Annotated in this window: 25 protein-coding genes; 8 read left to right on the top strand and 17 right to left on the bottom strand. The window is 62.6% G+C overall.

Annotation, left to right across the window (positions count from 1 at the left end):
- Positions 1-102 precede the first annotated feature (102 nt).
- From Q3C01_RS01240 to rpoZ, 10 genes are all read right to left on the bottom strand, one after another.
- Positions 103-372, bottom strand: a complete 270-nt coding sequence (locus tag Q3C01_RS01240) for a hypothetical protein (RefSeq protein ID WP_458143186.1) — start codon at positions 370-372, stop codon at positions 103-105.
- A 100-nt stretch (positions 373-472) separates the two neighbouring features.
- Positions 473-1,222, bottom strand: a complete 750-nt coding sequence (gene recO / locus Q3C01_RS01235; RefSeq protein ID WP_458143184.1) for a DNA repair protein RecO — start codon at positions 1,220-1,222, stop codon at positions 473-475.
- A 135-nt stretch (positions 1,223-1,357) separates the two neighbouring features.
- Entirely contained in the window at positions 1,358-1,738 is a 381-nt protein-coding gene (locus Q3C01_RS01230; protein WP_458143183.1) for a hypothetical protein, read from the bottom strand.
- 22 nt (positions 1,739-1,760) lie between these two features.
- Positions 1,761-2,690 (bottom strand): GTPase Era, encoded by a 930-nt coding sequence (gene era / locus Q3C01_RS01225; protein ID WP_458143182.1) that lies wholly within the window; start codon positions 2,688-2,690, stop codon positions 1,761-1,763.
- Positions 2,680-3,495 carry a ribonuclease III gene (gene rnc, locus Q3C01_RS01220; protein WP_458143180.1) on the bottom strand — a complete coding sequence of 272 codons (816 nt, stop codon included), beginning with the start codon at positions 3,493-3,495 and terminating at the stop codon, positions 2,680-2,682. Before rnc ends, era begins: the two co-directional genes overlap by 11 nt.
- Positions 3,492-4,253 carry a signal peptidase I gene (lepB, locus tag Q3C01_RS01215; RefSeq protein WP_458143179.1) on the bottom strand — a complete coding sequence of 254 codons (762 nt, stop codon included), beginning with the start codon at positions 4,251-4,253 and terminating at the stop codon, positions 3,492-3,494. Before lepB ends, rnc begins: the two co-directional genes overlap by 4 nt.
- Positions 4,254-4,505: 252 nt before the next feature.
- Positions 4,506-4,925 (bottom strand): holo-ACP synthase, encoded by a 420-nt coding sequence (gene acpS / locus Q3C01_RS01210; RefSeq protein ID WP_458143178.1) that lies wholly within the window; start codon positions 4,923-4,925, stop codon positions 4,506-4,508.
- Positions 4,922-5,674: a pyridoxine 5'-phosphate synthase gene (locus Q3C01_RS01205; protein WP_458143176.1), complete on the bottom strand. Its 753-nt coding sequence runs from the start codon at positions 5,672-5,674 to the stop codon at positions 4,922-4,924. The genes acpS and Q3C01_RS01205 overlap by 4 nt, the downstream gene beginning before the upstream one ends.
- Positions 5,675-5,712: 38 nt before the next feature.
- A complete protein-coding gene (locus tag Q3C01_RS01200; RefSeq protein WP_458143175.1) occupies positions 5,713-7,998 on the bottom strand; it encodes a RelA/SpoT family protein in 2,286 nt (761 codons plus the stop codon).
- Between the two features lie 219 nt (positions 7,999-8,217).
- Complete coding sequence (gene rpoZ / locus Q3C01_RS01195; RefSeq protein ID WP_027522935.1) at positions 8,218-8,610, bottom strand: DNA-directed RNA polymerase subunit omega; 393 nt, start codon at positions 8,608-8,610, stop codon at positions 8,218-8,220.
- A 326-nt stretch (positions 8,611-8,936) separates the two neighbouring features.
- Between rpoZ and Q3C01_RS01190 the strand changes: the two genes are divergently transcribed.
- The gene (locus tag Q3C01_RS01190; protein WP_254095709.1) at positions 8,937-9,581 is read left to right on the top strand and encodes a LabA-like NYN domain-containing protein; all 645 of its coding nucleotides are present in this window, start codon (positions 8,937-8,939) and stop codon (positions 9,579-9,581) included.
- Entirely contained in the window at positions 9,562-10,236 is a 675-nt protein-coding gene (locus Q3C01_RS01185; protein WP_458143173.1) for a uracil-DNA glycosylase, read from the top strand. The genes Q3C01_RS01190 and Q3C01_RS01185 overlap by 20 nt, the downstream gene beginning before the upstream one ends.
- Here the strand turns inward: Q3C01_RS01185 and Q3C01_RS01180 are convergent.
- From Q3C01_RS01180 to dapA, 4 genes are read right to left on the bottom strand one after another with little or no spacing between them, the layout of a single operon-like run.
- Positions 10,233-10,814: a peroxiredoxin gene (locus Q3C01_RS01180; protein ID WP_458143172.1), complete on the bottom strand. Its 582-nt coding sequence runs from the start codon at positions 10,812-10,814 to the stop codon at positions 10,233-10,235. The two genes, Q3C01_RS01185 and Q3C01_RS01180, sit on opposite strands and share 4 nt — an antisense overlap.
- 4 nt (positions 10,815-10,818) lie before the next feature.
- The gene (smpB, locus tag Q3C01_RS01175) at positions 10,819-11,292 is read right to left on the bottom strand and encodes an SsrA-binding protein SmpB (RefSeq protein ID WP_449380856.1); all 474 of its coding nucleotides are present in this window, start codon (positions 11,290-11,292) and stop codon (positions 10,819-10,821) included.
- Positions 11,293-11,351: 59 nt separating this feature from the next.
- Positions 11,352-11,765 (bottom strand): large conductance mechanosensitive channel protein MscL, encoded by a 414-nt coding sequence (gene mscL / locus Q3C01_RS01170; protein WP_458143169.1) that lies wholly within the window; start codon positions 11,763-11,765, stop codon positions 11,352-11,354.
- Positions 11,766-11,807: 42 nt separating this feature from the next.
- A complete protein-coding gene (dapA, locus tag Q3C01_RS01165) occupies positions 11,808-12,698 on the bottom strand; it encodes a 4-hydroxy-tetrahydrodipicolinate synthase (RefSeq protein WP_458143168.1) in 891 nt (296 codons plus the stop codon).
- 281 nt (positions 12,699-12,979) lie between these two features.
- Between dapA and Q3C01_RS01160 the strand changes: the two genes are divergently transcribed.
- The gene (locus tag Q3C01_RS01160; protein WP_458143211.1) at positions 12,980-15,337 is read left to right on the top strand and encodes a transglycosylase SLT domain-containing protein; all 2,358 of its coding nucleotides are present in this window, start codon (positions 12,980-12,982) and stop codon (positions 15,335-15,337) included.
- A gap of 93 nt (positions 15,338-15,430) precedes the next feature.
- Positions 15,431-15,706, top strand: a complete 276-nt coding sequence (locus Q3C01_RS01155) for a DUF3551 domain-containing protein (protein ID WP_458143167.1) — start codon at positions 15,431-15,433, stop codon at positions 15,704-15,706.
- A 148-nt stretch (positions 15,707-15,854) separates the two neighbouring features.
- Here the strand turns inward: Q3C01_RS01155 and Q3C01_RS01150 are convergent, their stop codons facing one another.
- Positions 15,855-16,073: a DUF3551 domain-containing protein gene (locus Q3C01_RS01150; protein WP_458143210.1), complete on the bottom strand. Its 219-nt coding sequence runs from the start codon at positions 16,071-16,073 to the stop codon at positions 15,855-15,857.
- Here Q3C01_RS01150 and Q3C01_RS01145 point away from each other — a divergent pair.
- Entirely contained in the window at positions 15,994-16,281 is a 288-nt protein-coding gene (locus Q3C01_RS01145; protein WP_458143216.1) for a hypothetical protein, read from the top strand. The two genes, Q3C01_RS01150 and Q3C01_RS01145, sit on opposite strands and share 80 nt — an antisense overlap.
- A gap of 19 nt (positions 16,282-16,300) precedes the next feature.
- On the opposite strand, the gene Q3C01_RS01140 is transcribed toward Q3C01_RS01145, so the two are convergent.
- Entirely contained in the window at positions 16,301-17,803 is a 1,503-nt protein-coding gene (locus Q3C01_RS01140; protein WP_458143166.1) for a porin, read from the bottom strand.
- A 1,100-nt stretch (positions 17,804-18,903) separates the two neighbouring features.
- Between Q3C01_RS01140 and Q3C01_RS01135 the strand changes: the two genes are divergently transcribed.
- From Q3C01_RS01135 to Q3C01_RS01125, 3 genes are all read left to right on the top strand, one after another.
- The gene (locus Q3C01_RS01135; protein WP_458143165.1) at positions 18,904-20,454 is read left to right on the top strand and encodes a recombinase family protein; all 1,551 of its coding nucleotides are present in this window, start codon (positions 18,904-18,906) and stop codon (positions 20,452-20,454) included.
- Positions 20,455-20,510: 56 nt separating this feature from the next.
- Positions 20,511-20,771: a hypothetical protein gene (locus Q3C01_RS01130; protein WP_458143164.1), complete on the top strand. Its 261-nt coding sequence runs from the start codon at positions 20,511-20,513 to the stop codon at positions 20,769-20,771.
- Between the two features lie 206 nt (positions 20,772-20,977).
- Entirely contained in the window at positions 20,978-21,334 is a 357-nt protein-coding gene (locus Q3C01_RS01125; RefSeq protein ID WP_458143162.1) for a hypothetical protein, read from the top strand.
- A gap of 141 nt (positions 21,335-21,475) precedes the next feature.
- Here Q3C01_RS01125 and Q3C01_RS01120 read toward each other — a convergent pair whose 3' ends face one another.
- A complete protein-coding gene (locus Q3C01_RS01120) occupies positions 21,476-21,730 on the bottom strand; it encodes a hypothetical protein (protein ID WP_458143160.1) in 255 nt (84 codons plus the stop codon).

Genomic DNA, 21,730 nt, shown 5'->3' with positions numbered 1-21,730 from the left:
GCAAATCGCGGCCGATCGACTCAAAGCCCCGCCTTCCCGCCTTTACGTCGCCGCACCGGCAGCCGGATCAAGAAGCCCGATCTATTGATTCCCGTCGGTGAATTACTGCCCGGCCCAGCCCGCGGTCACGGCCTGGCTCTTCGCCTGTGCAGGCGCCGGCGCATTGGCCAGACAACGCCGCGCGGCCTCGATTTCCGCGTCCGTCGCGCCGTGGGATCGCGCCCATGTCTCTGCGGCGGCTGCCGAATATTTCGCAACATAATACCGCACGACGGTGCAGGAAGCGCGGTGAAACAGGCCGGGCTGCTCACCAGCCACTGCGTCCGGTGCCAGCGCAAGCAGCGCGGCGGATACCACAAATCCTCTGATCATTTTGGGATTGTCCCCCCGTGGAACCAACACGTCAACTCAGTTAACCCGATTTGGTTCCATGGCGGACCGCCAGATCCGGCAATGCAGAGCCGCATACCACTCATGGCGAGGCAATCGCCCTCGCCTGCTGCCGCGCCAACGCATTGAGGAAGCCGCTTCTGGCGTCCGAATGGCCTTGCCCGCGCGGCTCCAACACGTGGCGGAGCAGGAACAGGCCGGTGAGCCGAAAGCCATCCTGGAGGTCCTGGTCCGCGAGCTCGCTCGCCACCTCGCCCTGCCGCAGGAACGGCGGCAGGCGCAACAGCCGGTCGCGCCATGGCTCGCCGGCGGAGCGTGACACCGCGCCGCCGGATTTCGGCGAGACGTAGATCAGGTCCGTGGTCTCGCCGGTCACCGCGCAATTCTCCAGCGCGAGGCCGAAGCCGAGTTCGGCGAGCATCGCGAGCTCGAAATGGATGATGTGCACGGCGGCCACGCCGATATCATCGAAGTCATCGAGCGCGTGTTCGAGCTGTGCAAAGATCTCCTCATGCGGATCGCGCTCGGGCAACAGCCGCGCGAGCGAGGCCAGATGCGTGACGCCATAGACGCTGTGCGAGGACGCAAGCAGCCCCGCAGCCCGCAACCGCAGGCCTTCGATCGCGTAGGTGCCGAGATGCTCGTCCAGCCGCGCCCGCCACACCGCGCGCACGCTGTTTCCGGGCTGGAGCAGCGGCCGCATCCGCGAACTGGCGCCGCCGCGCACGAGCCCGAGATGCCGCCCGCGCGCGCGCGTCAGGAGCTCGACGATGGCGCTCGTCTCGCCATGCCGCCGCACCCCCAGCACGATGCCGTCGTCGGTCCATTCCATGGGATGAAGTCTAGCGCATTCATGCTTACGTAGGGTGGGCAAAGCGAAGCGTGCCCACCACTTCTGTCTCGGTCAAGCAAGGTGGGGGGCACGGCGCTGCGCGCCTTTGCCCGCCCTACGGCATCGCGCGAGAGCTCACGCGTTGAACCAGCCCTGCGCGTCGCCAGTGAACGAGAAATACAAGCCGATCGTCGTCAGCACGCAGGACACGATCTCGATGCCGCTGTCGAGCTCGACGCCCTTCTCGCCGATGATCTGCGCAAGCGAGATCACCGACAGCACGAGGGCGGCCGCCAGCACCCAGCGCGGCCAGTTCTTGCGCTTTTGCGCGGCCAGCCAGACGAAATAGACCAGGAGCAGGATCATCCCGCCAGCGATCAGCGTCGCCGTCGTGATCATCTGGTCCGTCATGTCGGGGTTCGGCGTGCGGTCCTGGAATGCAACCGACAGCGCATCCAGCATCAGCGATGCGTAGAGCAGCACTTCGAAGCGCAGGACGTTGCGGGGCACGCTCATCACCAACCGATCTTCTTCTTGTTCATTCTTTGGGGAATTCCAGGCCCATTTCCCGATAGCGGTCGGGATCGTCGCCCCAGTTCTCGCGCACTTTGACGAACAGGAAGAGATGCACGGGCACGCCGAGAATATCGATGAGCTCTTTTCGCGATTCCGCGCCGATCGACTTGATGGCAGCGCCGCCCTTGCCGAGCACGATCTTGCGCTGGCTCTCGCGCTCGACGAAGATCGTCTGCTCGATGCGCACCGACTTGTCCTTGCGCTCCTCCCATTTGTCGGTCTCGACCGTGGACTGGTAGGGCAATTCCTGGTGCAGCTTCTGATAGATCTTTTCCCGCGTGATCTCGGCCGCGAGCTGTCGCATCGGCGCGTCCGACATCTGGTCGTCGGGGTAGAGGAACGGACCTGCCGGCACCATCTCGGCAAGCGCGTGGCGGATGTCGTCGACGCCATCGCCCGACAGCGCCGAGATCATGAAGGTCTTTGCAAAGCGAATGCGCTCGTTTGCGGCCTGCGCCAGCGCAAGGAGCTTCTCGCGCTGGACCAGATCGACCTTGTTCAGCACCAGGATCTTCTCGTGAGCGACGCTTGCGACCTTGGCGAGGATCGCCTCGGCCTCCTCGTCCAGGCCCGCCTTGGCGTCGAGCAGCACGCAGACGAGATCGGCATCATGTGCGCCGCTCCAGGCGGTCGACACCATGGCCCGATCGAGCCGCCGCTTCGGCAAGAAGATGCCGGGCGTGTCGACCAGGATCACCTGTGCATTATCCTCGATGACGATGCCGCGGATCAGCGCCCGCGTGGTCTGCACCTTGCGCGAGACGATTGTGACCTTGGCGCCGACCAGCGCATTGACCAGGGTCGACTTGCCCACATTGGGGGCGCCGATCAGCGCCACGAAGCCGCAGCGTGTGGCGGGCGGCGTCGCCGCTTCGCTCGTTTCAGCCATCATTGCCGCCGCCAACGCCTTCGCGCTCGATCATGACTGAGGCCGCGACCTTCTCCGCCGCGCGCTTGCTGCCGCCGATGCCTTCCGCCGATGCCAGCCCCGGCAGATCCACGGCGACGCGGAACTGCGGATCGTGATGCGGCCCGGTGCGCTCGACCTCGCGATAGACCGGCGTCGGCAAGCCCTTCCCCTGCGCCCATTCCTGGAGCACGGTCTTGGGGTCGCGCAGCGGCCGTCGCGGCTTGTGCATGCGCTCGGTCCAGTTGCGTTTGACGAACTCGGCCGCGGCGCCATGCCCGCCATCGAGATAGATGGCGCCGATCACGGCTTCGCAGATGTCGCCGAGCACGGATTTGCGCAAGCGGGCGTCGGCGGCGGGGCCGACGCTGCCGAGCTTGATGTCCTCGACGAGGCCCAGCAACTTCGCAACGTCAGCGCAGCTTTCCTTGCGCACGAGTTCGGCGAGCCTCTTCGACAGCTCGCCTTCATCCGCGCTCGGGAAGGCGTGATAGAGCATGTCGGAGACGACGAGCCCGAGCACGTGGTCGCCCAGAAATTCCAGCCGCTGGTAGCTGTCGCCACGCTTGCGCCCAGACTTGAGGGCGGAGACATGCGTGATCGCCTGGATCAGCAAGTTCGGATCGGCGAAATTGTGCCCGATGCGCGCCTCGAGCGCCGCGTTCGCGCCCTTGGCCTTGCCGCTCCTCGCCCGCTTCTTCTTTGCGGGAGCTTTGGGAGCGGCTTCGGCGTCAGGGCTCGCAGCGGCCTCGATCGGTTGGATTGCGATGTCCTTGGCTTCGTCTTTCATCGGACGATTTTGAACATTCGGTTCCAGCGCACCGCCCAGGGCCAGCGCCAGAACATCCAGGCGTGCTCGCCTTCGGCGATGGAGAAGAAGATCATCTGGGCACGGCCGATCAAGTTCTCCTGCGGCACATAGCCCACCGCCGACTGCACGCGGCTGTCGGTCGAGTTGTCGCGGTTGTCGCCCATCATGAAGAAGTGGCCGGCCGGCACCGTGTAGACGTTGGTGTTGTCGTAGAAGCCGTTGTCGACGCAGTCGAGCGTCTCATAGGTGACGCCGTTCGGTAGCGTCTCCTTCCAGCGCTTCACCCGCGCCGTGGCGTCCGACGAGCCGCAGGGGTCTTCGCCGACGAAATCGCTCAAGCGTTCGCGCTGCACCGGCACGTCGTTGATGTAGAGCAGCCCTTCCTTCATCTGGACGCGGTCGCCGGGCAGCCCGATCACGCGCTTGATGTAGTCGGTGGTGTCGTCCTTCGGCAGACGGAAAACGACGATGTCGCCGCGGTTCGGGTCCGAGCCAAAGATGCGTCCCGAGAACAGCGGCGGCGAGAATGGGATCGAGTAGTGGCTATAGCCGTAGGAATATTTCGACACGAACAGGTAGTCGCCGACGAGCAGCGTCGCCTTCATCGAGCCGGAGGGAATGTTGAACGGCTGGAACAGGAAGGTGCGGATCACCAGCGCGATCAGGAGAGCATGGATGACGACCCGGACGGTTTCGCCGAGGCCGCTCTCAGATTTGGTTCCTGAAGTCACGCTCATTGCTTTCCCAATTCCGGCCCCGCGGTCACGGAACGCCCGTTCCCGCGCATGGCCCCGTCGCTTTGCGGCGTAAGGAGATTGTCCTGATTCTGATAGTAAGGACCAATTCCGGCGTAAAGCCGAATTCGCCCCCGGCTGAGTTTGCGCCGGCGAACTTTTAGACGGTTGTCGCCAGCCACGCAATCAAGGGCCGTATCAACAAAGTATAAGATATTGTATTTGTTATATTCTTTTAATTTGCGCGCCGGCAGATCAAGTTTTCGCCAGCGGTATGGCCGAAATGATGACGAAGGCCTGGGCGAGCGGCCAGTCGTCGGTGATCGACAGGTCGATCCGCGCCTCGAAGCCCTCCGGCGTCAGCGCCTTCAGCCGGGCCAGCGCCCCGCCGGTCAGTTGCATGGTCGGCCGTCCCCCTGGCAGGTTGACCACCCCCATGTCGCGCCACCAGACGCCTAGCCGGATGCCGGTCCCAAGCGCCTTGGAGCAGGCCTCCTTGGCCGCGAACCGCTTGGCATAGGTCGCGACCACCATCTTCTCGTTCTTGGCGCGGCGCTCCGCCTTGGCACGTTCGGCCTCGGTGAAGATGCGGTCGAGAAAACGCTCGCCATGGCGCTCGATCACGCTGGCGACGCGGGTGATGTCGATGAGGTCGGAGCCGATGCCGATGATCATACCTTGCTCCGACCGCGATCCATCGCGGCGCGCATGCTGCGGACGGTTTCGGCAAGGCCGACGAACAGTGCCTCGCCTATCATGTAGTAGCCAATGTTCAACTCGACGATCTCGGGGAGGCCTGCGATCTTCTCCGCCGTCGCATAATCGAGCCCGTGGCCGGCGTGGACCTCGAGGCCTGCGGCGCGCGCCAGCTTGGCACCGGCCACGATGCGCTGCCATTCGGCCTCGGCCTTGTCGGTGTGTCCGTCGACCACGGCGTCGCACCAGGCACCGGTGTGGATCTCGATGACCGGCGCGCGCAACCGCGCCGCCATCTCGATCTGCTGGGGGTCGGCGGCGATGAACAGCGACACGCGAATGCCGGCGTCGTTCAGCCTCGCGATGAAGGGCGCCAGCGCATTGTGCTGTCCGACCACGTCGAGCCCGCCTTCGGTCGTCACCTCCTGACGGCGCTCAGGCACCAGGCATACCGCATGCGGCTTGGTGGCAAGCGAGATGCGCATCATGTCGTCGGTCGCCGCCATCTCGAAGTTCAGAGGTTTCGAGATTTCCGCCTTGAGCCGCGCCATGTCCTCGTCGCGGATATGCCGACGGTCTTCGCGCAAGTGTGCGGTGATGCCGTCGGCGCCGGCCTCGATCGCCAGCAAGGCAGCGCGCACCGGATCGGGATTGCGGCCGCCCCGCGCGTTACGCAGGGTCGCGACATGGTCGACATTGACGCCGAGGCGAAGCGGAGGAACGGGCATGGCAAGCTCACGTAATCGGAAGGACAGGCAAACTCCGCCTATCCATTAACACGTTCGACGCGGGCGACGACCGCCTTCGCGCGCAACTGGGCTATGATCGCGCTCAGGTGCTTCAGGTCGTAGACCTCGAGATCGATGGTCGTCTCGGTAAAGTCCGGCGAGCGGCGCTGCATGCTGATATTGTCGATATTGCCATCGTGCTCGGCGATCACGGTCGCGATCTGCGCGAGCGCGCCGGGCTCGTTGACGTTCTCGACCTTGATGCGGGCCGGGAAGCGCTGCGGAGCAGTGTCCTCGATGTCCCAGCGCACGTCGAGCCAGCGCTCCGGCTCCTCCTCGAAATCCTTCAAGGCCGGCGCCTGGATCGGATAGATGGTGATGCCCTCGCCCGGGGTGACGATACCGACGATGCGGTCGCCCGGCACGGCGCCGCCGTTCGGCGCGAATTTCACTGGCAGGTCGGAATTGATGCCGCGGATCGGGATTGCGGTCGGAGGGCGCGGCGTCCCCGGCACCACGGTCTCCTTGAGCTTGGCAGCCAGCCCCTTCTTGGCGTAGCGGCCGACCCGCTCTTCCTTGTAGTCGGGATACATGGCCCGCGCGACGTCTGAGGCCTTGATCTCGCCCCGGCCGACCGCCGCCATCACGTCCTCGATCGAGGAGCGCGCAAGGCGCGGCAGCGCCCCCTTCAGCTTGTCGTCGGCGTAGTCGATCTTGGCACGCTCGAACAGGCGCTCGACGATACGCCGGCCGAGGCCGGCATATTGGTCGCGCACTGCGGTGCGGGTAGCGCGCCGGATCGCCGCGCGCGCCTTGCCGGTGACGGCAAGCGATTCCCAGGCCGACGGCGGCGCCGATTGTGCCTCCGAGGTCAGAACCTCGACCTCATCGCCGTTCTGCAACTCCGAGGACAGCGGCGCGAACTTGCCGTTGATCTTGCAGCCCACGGCGCTGTTGCCGACGTCGGTGTGCACCGCATAGGCGAAGTCGATCACATTGGCATGGCGCGGCAGCGCGATCAGCTTGCCCTTCGGGGTGAAGCAGAACACCTGGTCGTGGAACAATTCGAGCTTGGTGTGCTCGAGGAATTCCTCGGGATTGGTGCTCTCGGAAAGAATTCCGACGGTATGGCGCAGCCAGGCAAACGCATTGGACTCGCGCTTCAGGAACTCCGTCGGCGAGCCGGCGCCCTCCTTGTAGAAGACGTGCGCGGCGATACCGCGCTCGGCGATCTGGTCCATTTCCTCGGTGCGGATCTGGAGCTCCACGCGCTGGTTGCCGGGACCTATCACCGTGGTGTGGATCGAGCGATAATCGTTCTGCTTGGGCGTCGAGATGTAGTCCTTGAAGCGGCCGGGCACGACGGGCCAGGTGGTGTGGACGATGCCGAGCGCGCGGTAGCAGGCCTCGACGTCGTTGACCACGACACGGAAGCCGAAGATGTCGGACAATTGCTCGAAGCCGACCGACTTGCGCTCCATCTTGGTCCAGATCGAGAACGGCTTCTTGCGACGACCGTAGACGCGCGCGCCAAGGCCCCTGTGGCGCAGATTGTTGGAGAGCTGAGCCTCGATCTCGCCGATCAAATTGCGGTTGCGCTCGGCCAGCGCATCGAGCCGCTGCATCACCACGTTGTAGGCTTCGGGATCGAGGGTGCGGAAGGACAAATCCTCCAGCTCCTCACGCATCTCCTGCATACCCATGCGGCCCGCGAGCGGTGCGTAGATGTCGAGCGTCTCCTCGGCGATCCGGCGCCGCGATTCCGGCCGCACGAATTCCAGCGTGCGCATGTTGTGCAGGCGGTCGGCGAGCTTGACCAGGAGCACGCGGACGTCGTCGGCGATCGCCAGCAGGAGCTTGCGCAGGTTCTCGGCCTGCTTGGCCTCGCGCGATACCAGCTCCAGCCGCTTCAGCTTGGTCAGGCCCTCGACCAGCGCACCGATCTCGGGGCCGAAGATCTGGTCGATCTCGGCGCGGGTCGCCTCGGTGTCCTCGATCGTGTCGTGCAATAGCGCCGCGACGATGGTGGCGTCATCGAGCTTCAGGTCGGTGAGGATCGCCGCCACTTCGAGCGGATGGGAGAAATACGGGTCGCCCGAGGCGCGGGTCTGCGAACCGTGCGCCTTCATCGCGTAGACATAGGCGCGGTTCAGCAGGTCTTCGTTGGTGTGGGGGTTATAGGACCTGACGCGCTCGACGAGGTCATATTGCCGCATCATGCGCGCCCGCGGTTTCGGGGGCCGCACCGTCGGCGCAGTCGGCGCCACGGCGACCGAGTCGGTCGCGGCCTCCATCTGCGTAAATTTGCGACGCCGATACACCATCTCTGCCGCGTCTTCCTGCCTTCAAACGAACCAGGCAATGGCCCGTTGTATACATCCTAACGCCGATCGCGCGCCTGTCCGACACAATCGGAAACGGCTCTCGCAAGCGCGCTGCGACAGCGCCATGGTAACCACGAAAAGGTCAACAAAAGCAAAGGCCCGAACGCAGGTTCGGGCCTTTAATGAAATCAAAATTTCGTCGGCGCGGCGCGGGGACGATTACTCGTCCTCCTCGGGCTGCTCCTCAGGCGGCGCGAGGCCCTCGAGGCCCTTCAGGAGCTCCTCTTCCGTCATGCGTTCGACAGCAACCTCGGTGTCGTCGGCATCGACGCTGGCGCCAGCGGAACCGATCAAGGGCACGGTATCGGGCTCAGGCTCGTCCACCTCGACGAATTTCTGGAGGGAATGGACCAGCTCCTCGCGCAGATCCTCCGGCGAAATGGTCTGGTCGGCAATTTCGCGCAAAGAGACAACAGGGTTCTTGTCGTTATCCCGGTCAACCGTTAGTTGTGAACCGGACGAAATCATGCGGGCGCGGTGGGCGGCCAGCAGGACGAGGTCAAACCGGTTGTCGACCTTGTCGATACAATCTTCTACGGTGACGCGAGCCATTAGACTGTCGCTCCGCTCTTGGGTGGGTCAAAACATGTGGATGATGCTGGCTAGTTATAGAGACCGGGGCGGTTTCGCAAGATCATTTTGCGATTTGGGCTCGCCAAACGCCTTTGATAACCCCACATTGGGGTTAGAATCGGCGTTTCCCGGGTCGCCAAGGTGGACGGCGCCGGACGGGCCGGCCGCCATAACTATACCTTGGTTTGCCCCGACTTCTCCGGATTTACGGTTTCGACGGGTTTTGGCAGCCTCTGATCTGCGCGGATTACTGCCGTCGCGCCAACAATAAAACGATTGAACACGAACACTACGCGAGCAACTGAATGTCACCTTCTCCGACCAACAAGATCGCGCTCTTCATCGATGGAGCCAATCTGTACGCGACGGCAAAAACGCTGGGTTTCGATATCGATTACAAGCGCCTGCTAAAGGAATTCCAGAGCCGGGGGACGCTTCTGCGCGCTTTCTACTACACCGCCATCATCGAAGATCAGGAATACTCCTCGATACGTCCGCTGATCGACTGGCTCGACTACAACGGCTACACCGTCGTCACCAAGGCCACCAAGGAATTCATCGACGCCAGCGGCCGCCGCAAGGTCAAGGGCAACATGGATATCGAGCTCGCGGTGGACGCTATGGAACTGGCCGAGCACATCGACCAGATGGTGCTGTTCTCCGGTGACGGCGATTTCCGCTCGCTGGTCGAGGCCGTGCAGCGCCGCGGCGTGCGCGTCACGGTCATCTCGACCATCGCAAGCCAGCCGCCGATGATCGCCGACGAGCTGCGCCGGCAGGCCGACGTCTTCACCGACCTCGTCGAGCTTCAGTCCAAGCTTGGTCGCGACCCGTCCGAACGTCCGGCTCCGCGCGAGCGTGGCGACCGCGAAGCACGTCATCACGCCCCGCAATTCCTCCAGCGCGCGACGACGATGGCGCCGAGGGGCGATGACGACTTCGACGAGTGAAGCGATCCGGTTAAGCCGCCAGGCCCCCACCGTCGTACCCGACCGTGACTGCCCGCTCTGTCCGCGTCTGGTCGCCTTTCGCGAGGCGAACCGGGCGCGTGAGCCGTCCTGGCACAATGCCCCGGTTGCACCCTTTGGCGACGTCAAGGCGCGCCTGCTGATCGTCGGTCTCGCACCGGGGATGCAGGGCGCCAACCGCACGGGGCGCCCGTTCACGGGCGACTATGCCGGTGACCTGCTCTACGCAACGTTGATCGAATACGGATTTGCCAAGGGCACCTATCGGGCGCGGCCCGACGACGGCCTGAAGCTGGTTGATTGCCGGATCGCCAATGCGGTGCACTGCGTACCGCCGCAGAACAAGCCGCTGCCGGCAGAGATCAACACCTGCCGCCGCTTCCTCGCCGCGAACCTCGAGACGATGCCGAACCTGCGTGCCATCGTCGCGCTGGGACGGATTGCGCACGATACCGTGCTCAAGCCGCTGGGCCTGAAGGGCGCGCAGGCGCCGTTTGGTCACGGCGCAGTGCACCAGGCGGGCGCATTCCGACTGTACGACAGCTATCACTGCTCCCGCTACAACACGAACACCGGCGTGCTCACGCCGGACATGTTCCGCAAGGTGTTTGCGAAGGTGAAGGCCGATCTCGACTAGGCCTTCGCCGGATTGGCCTTCAGCCACTCCAGCACATCTCCGGCGTTCCGATCCGGCGGAAACACCGGGTAGAATACGTGCGAGATATTCGTATCATCGATGATCATCGCAAGGCGCTTGATCAGCGTCAGCCCGGCAACCTCCATCGTCGGCAGATTGAGCGCACGGGTCAGTTCGAGCTTCTCGTCTGACAGCACCGGGAACGGCAGGTGCAAGCGCGAGGCCATCTCGGCCTGATAGTCGTTGCCCTGGGTCGAGAGCCCGAACACATGAGACGCGCCGGCCGCCTTCAACTCGGCGAAGAGGTCGCGGAACGCGCAGGTCTGCGGCGTGCAGCCACGCGCGCCGGGGATCATGTCCCAATCGTCGACCAGCGCGATCTTGCCCGGCTCGCCGGTGCGCGGATAGCCGAACACCACGGTACGGCCGCGCAGCGCCGACAGCGTCACTGACGTATCGTCGGTCGCGCGCAGACTGACCGGCGGGATCGTCATGCCCGTCAGATGCGCCGCGCCGCCATCGTCGGTCGGCGCCGGGATCTTGCTCCAGTCGACCTCGAGCAGGTTTCTCTGGTTCATCGTCTCATCCCCTCGCCCGCATCAGCCGGCCCTTCTCCCGGCCCCAGTCACGCTTCTTCTCGCTCTCGCGCTTGTCGTGCAGCTTCTTGCCCTTTGCGACCGCAAGCTGAAGCTTCGCCCGCCCGCGCTCGTTGAAGTAAAGCTTGAGCGGGATCAGCGTCATGCCTTCGCGGTCGACCGCGCCGATCAGCTTGTTGATCTGCCGGCGATGGAGCAGCAGCTTTCGCGGCCGCTTGGGCTCATGGTTGAAGCGGTTGCCCTGGAGATATTCGGGAATGGTGGCGTTGATCAGCCAGATCTCGCCGTTCTTCGAATCGGCGTAGGATTCCGCGATCGTGCTCTTTCCGTTGCGGATCGATTTGACCTCGGTGCCGGTCAGCGCAATGCCCGCCTCGACCGTATCTTCGATGGCGTAGTTGAAACGGGCCTTGCGATTTTCCGCCATGACCTTGATCGGGCGTTCGTTCTTGTCGGCCATGGCGAGTAAACCTGATCGAGATGCGCGCAGACGCTAACAGTTTGGATGAAGCGCACGCTTCAAGACTTCTTGAGGAGATCGCGGATCTCAGTCAGCAGCAGAACTTCGGCGGACGGCTTCGGCGGCTCAGCGGTCTTGGCCTCCTCGCGGCGCTTGAGCTGATTCATGATGCGGATCACGATAAAGAGCGAGAAGGCAACGATGACGAAATTCACCGCCAGCGTGATGAAGTTACCATAGGCCAGCACCGCGCCCTGCTTCTTTGCGTCGGCCAGATTGGTGGCCGTCACCTTCGCCGAGAGCGGAATGAAATAATTTGAGAAATCAAGGCTGCCGATGGCGCCGATGATCGGCATGATGATGTCGTTGACCAGCGAATTGACGATGCCGGAAAAGGCCGCACCGATGACGATGCCGACCGCGAGATCAACGACGTTGCCTCTCATGGCGAAATCGCGAAATTCCTTCAGCATGGGCAAGATCCTTCAGTCATTGGCGAAGAAGGTTAGATCAGCCTAGTTAATCAGGCCGGCATGCACCATGGCGCTGCGCACCGCGACGCGGGTCGGCTCGGAGACCGGCACCATCGGCAGCCGCAAGGTCTCGTCGAGCTTGCCGAGCAGCGACAGCGCGTACTTGATCGGGGCCGGATTGCTCTCGATGAAGAGGTTGTTGTGCAGCGGCATCAACTTGTCGTGCAACTTTAGGGCGGTTGCATGGTCACCCTTCTGCCAGGCGATGTGGAATTCCGAGCACAGGCGCGGCGCAACGTTTGATGTCACCGAGATGCAGCCATGGCCGCCATGCGCCATGTAGCCGAGCACGGTCGCATCCTCGCCCGAGAGCTGGTTGAAGTCCTCGCCCATCGCCGCGCGCTGCTGCGACACCCGCACCATGCTGGCGGTGGCGTCCTTGACGCCCGCGATGTTCTTCAAGTCCCACAGCCGCTTCATCGTGTCGACCGACATGTCGATCACCGAGCGCGGCGGGATGTTGTAGATGATGATCGGAATTCCAATCGCGTCGTTGATCGCCTTGAAGTGCTGGTAGAGCCCTTCCTGCGTCGGCTTGTTATAATAGGGCGTCACCACCAGCACGGCATTGGCGCCCGCCTTCTCGGCGTGCTGGGCGAGCTCGACGGCTTCCTTTGTGGAGTTGGAGCCGGCGCCGGCAATCACGGGCACCCGCCCCTTGGCCTCCTGGATGCACCATTCGACGACCTTCTTGTGCTCGTCATGGCTGAGCGTCGGGCTCTCGCCGGTGGTGCCGACCGGAACCAGGCCGTGGGTGCCCTCGGCGATCTGCCAGTCGACCAGCGAGCGGAACGCGGCCTCGTCCAGCGAGCCGTTTTTGAACGGCGTGACCAAGGCGGTAAACGACCCCCGGAACTTCGTCTTGGCTGCCATGGGCTTCCTCCGTACGCGTGCAGGCCTGAAAATAGGCCTCTTTCATATCGGGTCTAACGAGCCGGTAAAAGGCCCGGTCCAAGGTGACGCACCGTTTAGGCCGCGATTTTGCCGCGGTGATGGTCCAAACACGGCCGCGGTAAGCGGCTGTTGGTATTTTTTCCTCATATTCAATCAAATACAGCTAGGTCTTGAACCAGTTGAACGATTCGGGGCGACGAAACGCCGTGACCTTCTTTCCCCATGCCACGTGGCGATCCGCCGGCCTCGTTATGTGCCTGATGGCGGGGCTGTCGGTCGGCTGCGCGACGTTGGCCAAGTCCAATGAGACCACCGCGGACGGGACCAAGGACACAGCGAAACCAGCCGCCAAGGATACAGCGAAGGGACCAGCCAAAGGATCGGCCAAGGGAACGGATAAGGGAACTAGCAAGGACTCGGCCAAGGGCGGCGTTAGCAAGGGAACGGCTGGCGCACCGGCCAAAGACGCCGCGAAGAAACCTGTCAAGGATGCTGGCAAGGAACCTGCAAAGGACAAGCTCAAGCCTGCGGCCGGGGTACCTGCGCCAAAATCACAGCCGACCGCCAACAGCTCCTCCCGCAAAACGGCACCCGCCCCGGCTGTGGCGACTGCCGTCAAACCGATCGCAGCCCCCGTGCTGGCCCCGGCAACGCGCCAGCACGCCGCACCACGCAAGCCTGTCACGCCGGCCGCGGTCGCTGCAACCTCGTCGACCTCGCAGGCCGACAAGGACACGCTGGAGAACGTCATCGAGCTCGTGCGCAAGCACAGGCCGGGTGACGCCACCGACAACGCAGCGACGATCTCAGATCCGGTTGCACGAAAACTCGCCGAATGGATCATCCTGCGCAGCGACGACAATGGCGCCAGCGTCGAGCGCTACCGCGCCTTCATAAGCGCCAATCCGAGCTGGCCGTCGCAGACCTTCCTGCGCCGCCGCCTCGAAGCCGCGCTCTGGGACGACCGGCGTGAGGATCAGGTCGCCTGGTCGTGGTTCGAGAATGAATCCCCGGTCTCCGCCAAGGGCCGCTTCTCGCTCGCCAGGGCGATGCTGGCGCGCGGCGACCGCGCCAATGCCGAGCGCCTCGTGCGCGAGGCCTGGCGGTCCGACCCGATGTCGGAGGAGACGGAGAACAACGCGCTCGACCAGTTCGGCGCGCTCCTCACGCCGGGCGATCAGAAGGCGCGGATGGACACGCTGCTCTATGGCAGCGAGCACGAGGCCGCGCTGCGCGCCGCCAAGCGGCTCGGTGCAGGCTACGTGGCGCTCGCCAAGGCGCGCATCGCCTCCTACAAGAAGGCGCCGAACACGCGCGCCTTGCTCGAAGCCGTGCCGTACGAGCTGCACGGCGATCCCGGCTTCATCTTCAGCAAGATCCAGCTCCTGCGCCGCGAAGAGAAGTTTGCGGAAGCAGCGCAGCTGATGCTGTCGGCGCCGAAGGATCCGAACCGGCTCTATAATCTCGACGAATGGTGGATCGAGCGGCGCCTGATCGCGCGCAAGATGATCGACACGGAGGAATTCCGGAGCGCCTATCTGATCGCGCGCGACGCCGCCCTGCCCTCGCGCGACATCTACAAGACCGAGCAGGAATTCACCGCGGGCTGGATCGCGTTGCGCTTCCTCAATGATCCCGCGACCGCCGCCCAGCACTTTGCCCGCATTGGTGTCGGCAGCGTCAACCCGACCACGCTTGCGCGCGCCGGCTATTGGCAGGGCCGCGCGGCGGAAGCGATGGGCCGCCAGCAGGAGGCACGCAACGCCTATGCACGCGCGGCCGAGCAGTCGACGAGCTATTATGGCCAGCTTGCGCGGGCAAGACTCGGCCTGCCACAGATCGAGCTCAACAGCGCGCCGCGCGGCCGCGGCGCCGAGCGGCTGGAGATCGTGCGCGCGGCGCAACTGCTCTACGAGCTCGACGAGCGCGAGATCGCTGTCCCGATGCTTGCCGACATGGGCGAGAACGGCGACCCCGAAGCGCTTGCCGGTCTCGGCGAGCTGACCCAGCGCTACAGTGACGCCCGCGGCATGCTGCTGGTCGGCAAGGCCGCACTCAACCGCGGGCTGCCTTTCGATTTCTACGCCTATCCGGTCAACGGCATCCCGCAGTTCAGCCAGATCGGGCCCGAGGTCGAGCGCAGCATCGTCTACGCGATCGCGCGGCAGGAAAGCGCGTTCAACCCGGCGGTGGTGTCGCCGGCGCAGGCCTACGGGCTGATGCAGGTGACGCCGGACGCTGCGCGCTACGTCTGCAAGCGACACGGCGCGACCTACGACCTGTCGCGGCTGAAGAACGATTCGGGCTACAACGCCACGCTTGGCGCGGCCGAGCTCGGCGGCCTGCTCGAGGACTACCGCGGCTCCTACATCATGACCTTCGCCGCCTACAATGCCGGCCGCGGCAGCGTGAAGAAGTGGGTCGAGCGCTACGGCGATCCGCGCGAATCCAAGATCGACGCTGTCGACTGGGTCGAGCTGATCCCGTTCTCCGAAACGCGCAACTACGTGCAGCGTATCATGGAGAACCTTCAGGTTTATCGCGCGCGCTTCGGTGGCGGTTCGCGGCTGCAGATTGAAGCAGACCTGCACAGAGGCACGACCGGCAGCGTCGAGTAACTGCTCGACGCCGCGTTGATCGTGTTCCCACCGTTGCGATCAAGCGAATCGTGGCCGCATCCCTAGGAACGTGCTGCGAACCGGAGGCGTGTCATGTTTCGTGTGATCTGCGCAGTGATATCGATGGCCCTGATCCTGTCAGGTATCGCGATCGGTAGCTCGACGGCGCACGCCAAGCAACGCCTCCACCCGTCTCCCCAGACTGTCGCGCAGGATCGCTATTGCCTGCAAGGACGACGCTGGGGGTATCCAGGCAACTGCCAGTTTGCCACTTACAGCCAATGCATGGCGACCGCGTCGGGCACGATAGACGCCTGCGGCCTCAACCCTACCTACGCCTTCCAGGAATGGAAGGGACCCAAGTGGTAGCTCGCAGCGAGGCTAGAGCATGATCCGGAAAAGTGTGGAGCGGTTTTCCGAAAAGATCATGCTCACACAACAACCTAAAGTGCGATGACGATTCATCCTAATCTCATCGCGCTTTGGTGGGGATACCGGCCAAACGGGCGTTCGTCCGTCACCACGTCCGGGGCGGAGCCAGCCTCCCGGGAGCCGGGGCGAGGCCCGTTGTGGTCGACTGCGACCAGTATGGATTGGCCAGACACATCGCCGATAATCCCGCAGCTGACGCCTTGCACGCCTCCCAGGACGGATAGTTGCAGTACATCGTACTGCTGCCGCCCCACTCCCACTTCTGGAGGCAGACGGGAAATCTGGGATCGAAGCGTTCGGCCATCGCTGGCGCAGGAGCAAAGATCGTGGCGCTGGCCATGATCGCCGCGCCGAGCATACCCATCATCGCTGCTGTCCGAATTGTCCAACTGCTCACCGTGAAATCTCCAACTCCGCTCCTTTCAGCGGAAAGAAGCCGTTACGTTCGAGCGAATATACGCCGCAACACCCTCAAAGAAAAACCCCGGCAGTTTCCCGCCGGGGTTCTCTAGATCGGTCGAAAGATCGATCTTAGAAGTTACGCTGAGCGCGGAGGAGCAGGGCGAGCGAGTCCTGGTCCTTCAGCTCGTATATAGCTGCCGGCTTGGCGGTTGCAGCAAAGGCCGGGAGCGCAATCGTGCCCGAGTACTTCTGGTCCAGATGCGACCAGCTCAGGTCCGCCGTGAACGCCAGGTTCTTGACCGGGGTCCACACGGTGTTGACACCGATCACAGCGAAGTTGAAGTCAGGGTTGCAGGTCGCAGTGGTACCGAACGCGGCGACGAAGTTGCCGCAAATCAGCGACTTGCCCGTAGTGCCGTACTGCGCTGCGCCGTAGCCACCATAGATGGCGCTCGCCCAGTTCGGGTTCCAGTTGTGGGTATAGCCGCCACGGAAGCCCCAGGTCTTGACGGTATCAATGCCGGTACCCAGACCGAAGACGCCGTCAGCAAGAGCGGCGATACCGATGCTCTGGTAAGCAATGCTACTACCGCCGTACATGAAGAAGGTCTGCGGGAACAAGCTCTGGAAGTTGTAGCGAGTCGCGCCATCCGTGTAGACGGCCTGCAAGTTGATCGAGTCGCCAGGTCCGGTCGGGATGTTCTTGATCGACAACGAACCCTGAACCGCCCAGCCCCACTTGTCGCCGGGATGACCGGTGACTTCCGTGGTGCCATAGTAGCCAGGGTGCATGTTATGCCCAACAACCGACAACTGGGCCAGACCCCAGGCCTGGTCGACGCGCACCGCACCGACGAGATCGGGAACGCGCGTTCCACCCCAATCGTTGACACCGTAGGCGCCAGTCGTGAACCCATTGCCGAAAGCAGTAATAATAGCAGCAGGCGCCCCCGCGCCAAATGTGGTGTTAAAAAGGTTCGACTCGCCACCTGCCGACGTCGTTTCATCCTGCAACGCCACCGAAGCGGTGATGCCCTGACCGAAATCAGCCGTATAAGCGACCTGGTTCACACCGGTGACGTGATTGGAACCGCCGGGCAGCGTATCGGGACCGCCAGCCGGATAGCTCTGCCACGGCGCGTCGAAGATCGAGACCGTGCGGCCGAACGTGAAGCCAGCGAACTGGATGAACGCATGGTAGAGGCCGAGCGAGGCGGAACCGGTCGAGAATATCGACGGGCTGGTGCCGGTGACCGAGGTCGTATCCCAGGTGAAGACCATATCGGCGTAGGTGCGAACCACGCCATACTCGGTGGCCGTGCGCGTATCGACCGTGAAGTCCATACGGGCGCGGCTGCCCCAGTAGTTGGTCAGACGGTTGTTCGAACCCTGGTTCACGCCGCTCCGGAAACCGTAGTCGCCGCCGAGGGCCCAGGCATCGGCGCGCAGGTAGCCGCCGAACTTGATGCAGGTGTCAGTGCCCGGCATGTAGTAGAATCCGGCACCGTACAGGGAGCAGATCTTCACGTATTCGACCGCCTTGGCCTTCACGGGGAGATCGGCTGCCTGTGCTCCGCCCACGGCGATCAGACCCGCCGCTGAGCCGAGCAAAAGGCTCTTAACCAACTTCATGTTAAACCTCCAAGTTTGCTCTTCAGGGAAGGTCACTGACCGGATGGCCAATTTCCCATTCCCGTTCTAAATCACCGCTTAGCCGCTTCGCGCCTTCGGACACACCCGCATGAACGCGAGGGACTTAAGCGAACCACCTAAAACGGGACGACCTCGGGATGCCCCCCTCCGTCGCCCGGTCACAATTACCGAACGTCCTTGCACACACAACAAAAGAACGCTCCGAACCGGACCTACAAAGCGCGTTTTCCAACGGGTGTTGCACAAATAACACGTGGACGTGATCGCCGCGCTGCGGTAAGTAATTGTTTTCCATATTGTTTTCGAAGCGGCTCCAAATGCCTTCAAATTTCCCGCCTTGAAGCGGCGGGAGCAAAGGCTGTCCGTGATGCCCTTGCGACGCACTGGAATCGGAGAATCGGCAACCGACTCGGAAAGGGTGTCGCAGACCTCATCGCTGCGCCGTCAGAGGACGGAGCTTTCGCGTGCGCGACACCGATTCCTCGGATCAACGGAACAGCAAAGTGTGTGATTTCCCGCTAGGGGCGAGCCACCGCCGGCGGACTTATCTGGACTCTATATATTGTGCGGAGAATTTGCGGGGATTTGCAGCAGGGGCGCCTGGCTCCACGGCTGGCGGAGACGGAGTCCGCGCAAAGGCGCGGTTTTCTCGAAGATTTCTTCATATCTCCAATTTGTACCCACACATAAACCCACGCGGCCGGAACGGCTTCCATGTTGACCGCTCTCGTGATCGCCGGCGGCGTGATGGCTTTCGCCCTCCTCTCCTGGCTCTTTATTCTCTTCGTGAGAGCGGTCGAGCGCGCACTGAGAGACGGACGGTGAGAGAGGCGCCGGACCGCGCGCCTTTATTCCAGGCGCTAATCATTCGTGAGTTGCCCGCCCCGATACTCGTAGAAATACTGACCCAGCTATGGTGGCGGGTCTGTTGATAACGGGCTGTATCGGCGTCCTTGCTATAGGCGCCACATTCGCAGTGATCATCTATTTCGATGTTCGGACTGAGCGTCGACGACGACAGTAAGGCCGCCTCAGTTTGGTGGCCCTCTTTTCCCGCCTGAATGGCTGGTCTCGGCCGGATGCAGCGAGCGCTCGAAATCCCGCAGGTCCCGTCGCGCGGATCGCGCGCCGCGCAGTACATCCGCATGTCGACGGATCACCAGAAGTACTCCCCCGAAAATCAGCGGAAGGTCATCGCGTCCTACGCCTTAGAGCGCGGACTCACGATCGTGCGCACCTATTTCGACGAGGGACGCAGCGGACTGACAATCGCCGGACGTGACGACCTTCAGAAACTCATTGCCGACGTCCAGCAAGGGCGCGCCGACTTCGACTGTGTTCTCGTCTATGACATCAGCCGTTGGGGCCGGTTTCAGGACATCGATGAGAGCGCCTTCTACGAATTTACATGCCGCCGCGCTGGAATAGGTGTGCACTATTGCGCGGAAGATTTTGAGAACGACGGAAGTCTCGCCTCAATTCTGCACAAGTGCGTCAGCCGCATTAGCGCGGCAAAATTCAGCCGCGATCTGTCCAAGCGGATATTCATCGCACAATGCCACATCACCGAACTAGGTTACTGGCGCGGCGGTGCGGCATGTTATGGCATGCGCAGGCAATTGCTCGACGAACGCGGCAATCCGAAGATGGTGCTCGAATACGGGCAGCACAAATATCTGCAAAGCGATCGCATTATCCTGAGACCTGGGCCAACGGCTGAGATCGAAACCGTCAGGGACATTTTTAGATCGTTTGTCACAGAAAAGAAAACGATCACCGAAATCGCGGACGGGTTGAATAATCAACAGGTCCCGACGTCACGCGGCGCGCGATGGGACGCTAACAAGGTCCACAAGCTGCTGACGAACGAGGCCTACATAGGAAACATCGTCTACAATCGATATTCTTATAAGCTGCAGACGACGGCGGTTGCGAATCCGCCAGAGATGTGGATCCGGCGCGACAATGCCTTCGACGGCATCATTGCTCCCTCGGTTTTCGAGAAAGCCCAGCAAATCATTGCAAAGCGTCAACATCGGCTGACGGATCAAGAAGTCCTGGACAAGTTGAAGGCGCTCTGGAAACGCAAGGGTCACCTCTCACACAAGATCATCACGGCTGCCAAGAACGTCCCCGACACCAGCACCTATAACGCGCGGTTCGGCTCGCTCACCGCCGCCTACCGGCTCATTGGGTTCAAGCCAAAGCCTCGCTATCGCTGGCTTGAGATCGAACACCGAATGCGCAAGGTCATCGCTGGCGCAATCGATGAGATCATATCCACCATCGGCGGCCTCGGAGGCAAAGCAACGTATGACTCTCGATCGCATCTGCTCAGCATTGGAACGAGTTTCGTCGTCTCGATCGGTTCTGCTCGATGCGTGTGCGAAGGGCGCGGCAAACAGCCCCGATGGCGCGTGCGGGTAGATAGGCTTGCACGATCGGAATTGACCTTGCTTTTCAGAATGGAGACCCACAACGACAAGGTTCGGGACTACTATCTCATTCCGACTGAGATACTGGCAGCCTCGCGGGTAAAAAGGCTTCGCATTTCGAGCCGTGTCTTCTCGAAATCCAACCGTTGCGACACCCTCAACGCCTTCTACGCGATTTGCAAGAGCCACGCCTGACGACGGCCTGACATTGCGGCTGCTGAAGGAAACCTGTTCCTCGCAGGGCAAACCATATGACGGAACAGGGGTTGGGGCGGCCGTTCGACCAGTCGATCGAGGTGCCGGGTGGTGAGCTGGTCACCCTTCGGGATGTCGGCCATTACATCGCCAAGCTGCCGAAGGCCGTGCATGATCGTCCAGAATGGCAGGCAGCGGCTGAGGCGCTGCTGCTCGAGCACGGCGGACCAACTATACTCGCCGCGATCGGTATCCGGCGTGCATTGAACGCTGGGAAGCCGGATCACCAAACCGCAGCTAGACTGCCACATAGGTGAGCGACACTTCCATTCCTGTAATGATTACGCGACAAAACGTCTACTGCTGGTAGATCACCGCTCGGCTTACGCTACCTGGCTCTTGCATGAGTAGGAGACACGCCATGGTACGCTCAGGTTCGTTACTTATTCCATTGCTGTGTGGTTTTTTTCTCCAATCGCTTCCGGCTCGCGCATCGGTAAGCTACGAATTTTGTGTCCTCCGCATGTCGGATGCCAACACCGAGAAGTTCGGCGCCCGGTATAAGTTTGGCGACGTTGATCCAGGGAGGGAGGTCGCTCGCGTGCTCGTTTCCCAGAAATCAAAACAATCGAATACCACCGCAGTCGAAGTTAACCCGTACGACGAAAGCGAGTGTGGGCCGATCCGCGACGAAACTAATGTCAATGCAACAGGTGAACAACTGCAGCAGCTCGGCGACGCCGTCGGCAACGGCGACGTAGCAAAGGCCGCCACGGTGGCGACAGAGATATATGTCGGCGTGACCGTCAAGCAGGGCGAGGCTGTAATAAACGGAGTCGAGAAAGTTGGTCGGGGCGCCTGCAGGCTAATAGGTTGCTAAAGAGCCTTTGCAGTACCAACATGGCGTTTCGAGCTACTTTTTGCGCCACGCCTCCGACTCGGTGACGGGGCTAATTGAGTCTGCGGTCCGCGCCGCCCCGTGTGCATATCACGGCCGAGGCAGGCTGGGTCATTAGACCAATTAGCTCTTGCCACCAGCCACGACGCGAAGCTGTGGACGCCACGGCGGCCCCTTGTAGAGGCGACCAGGTTTGACGCCGGCCTGCCAGGCACGAAAGGCTGTGCTGCACGTTCCGACCGGCAGCGCGCCCTCCTCGTCGATCCAGTACCGCAGCAAATCGCGCGGATATTTCGATAGGTGATAACGCAGGTTCCAACGGGCGAGCGAGCGCCTGTAGCGCCTGATCTCGTCGTGGAATGTCTTCGTCTCGACCAC

The sequence above is a fragment of the Bradyrhizobium sp. UFLA05-109 genome, from assembly GCF_054185165.1.
This window is presented reverse-complemented; position numbering and strand designations above follow the sequence as displayed.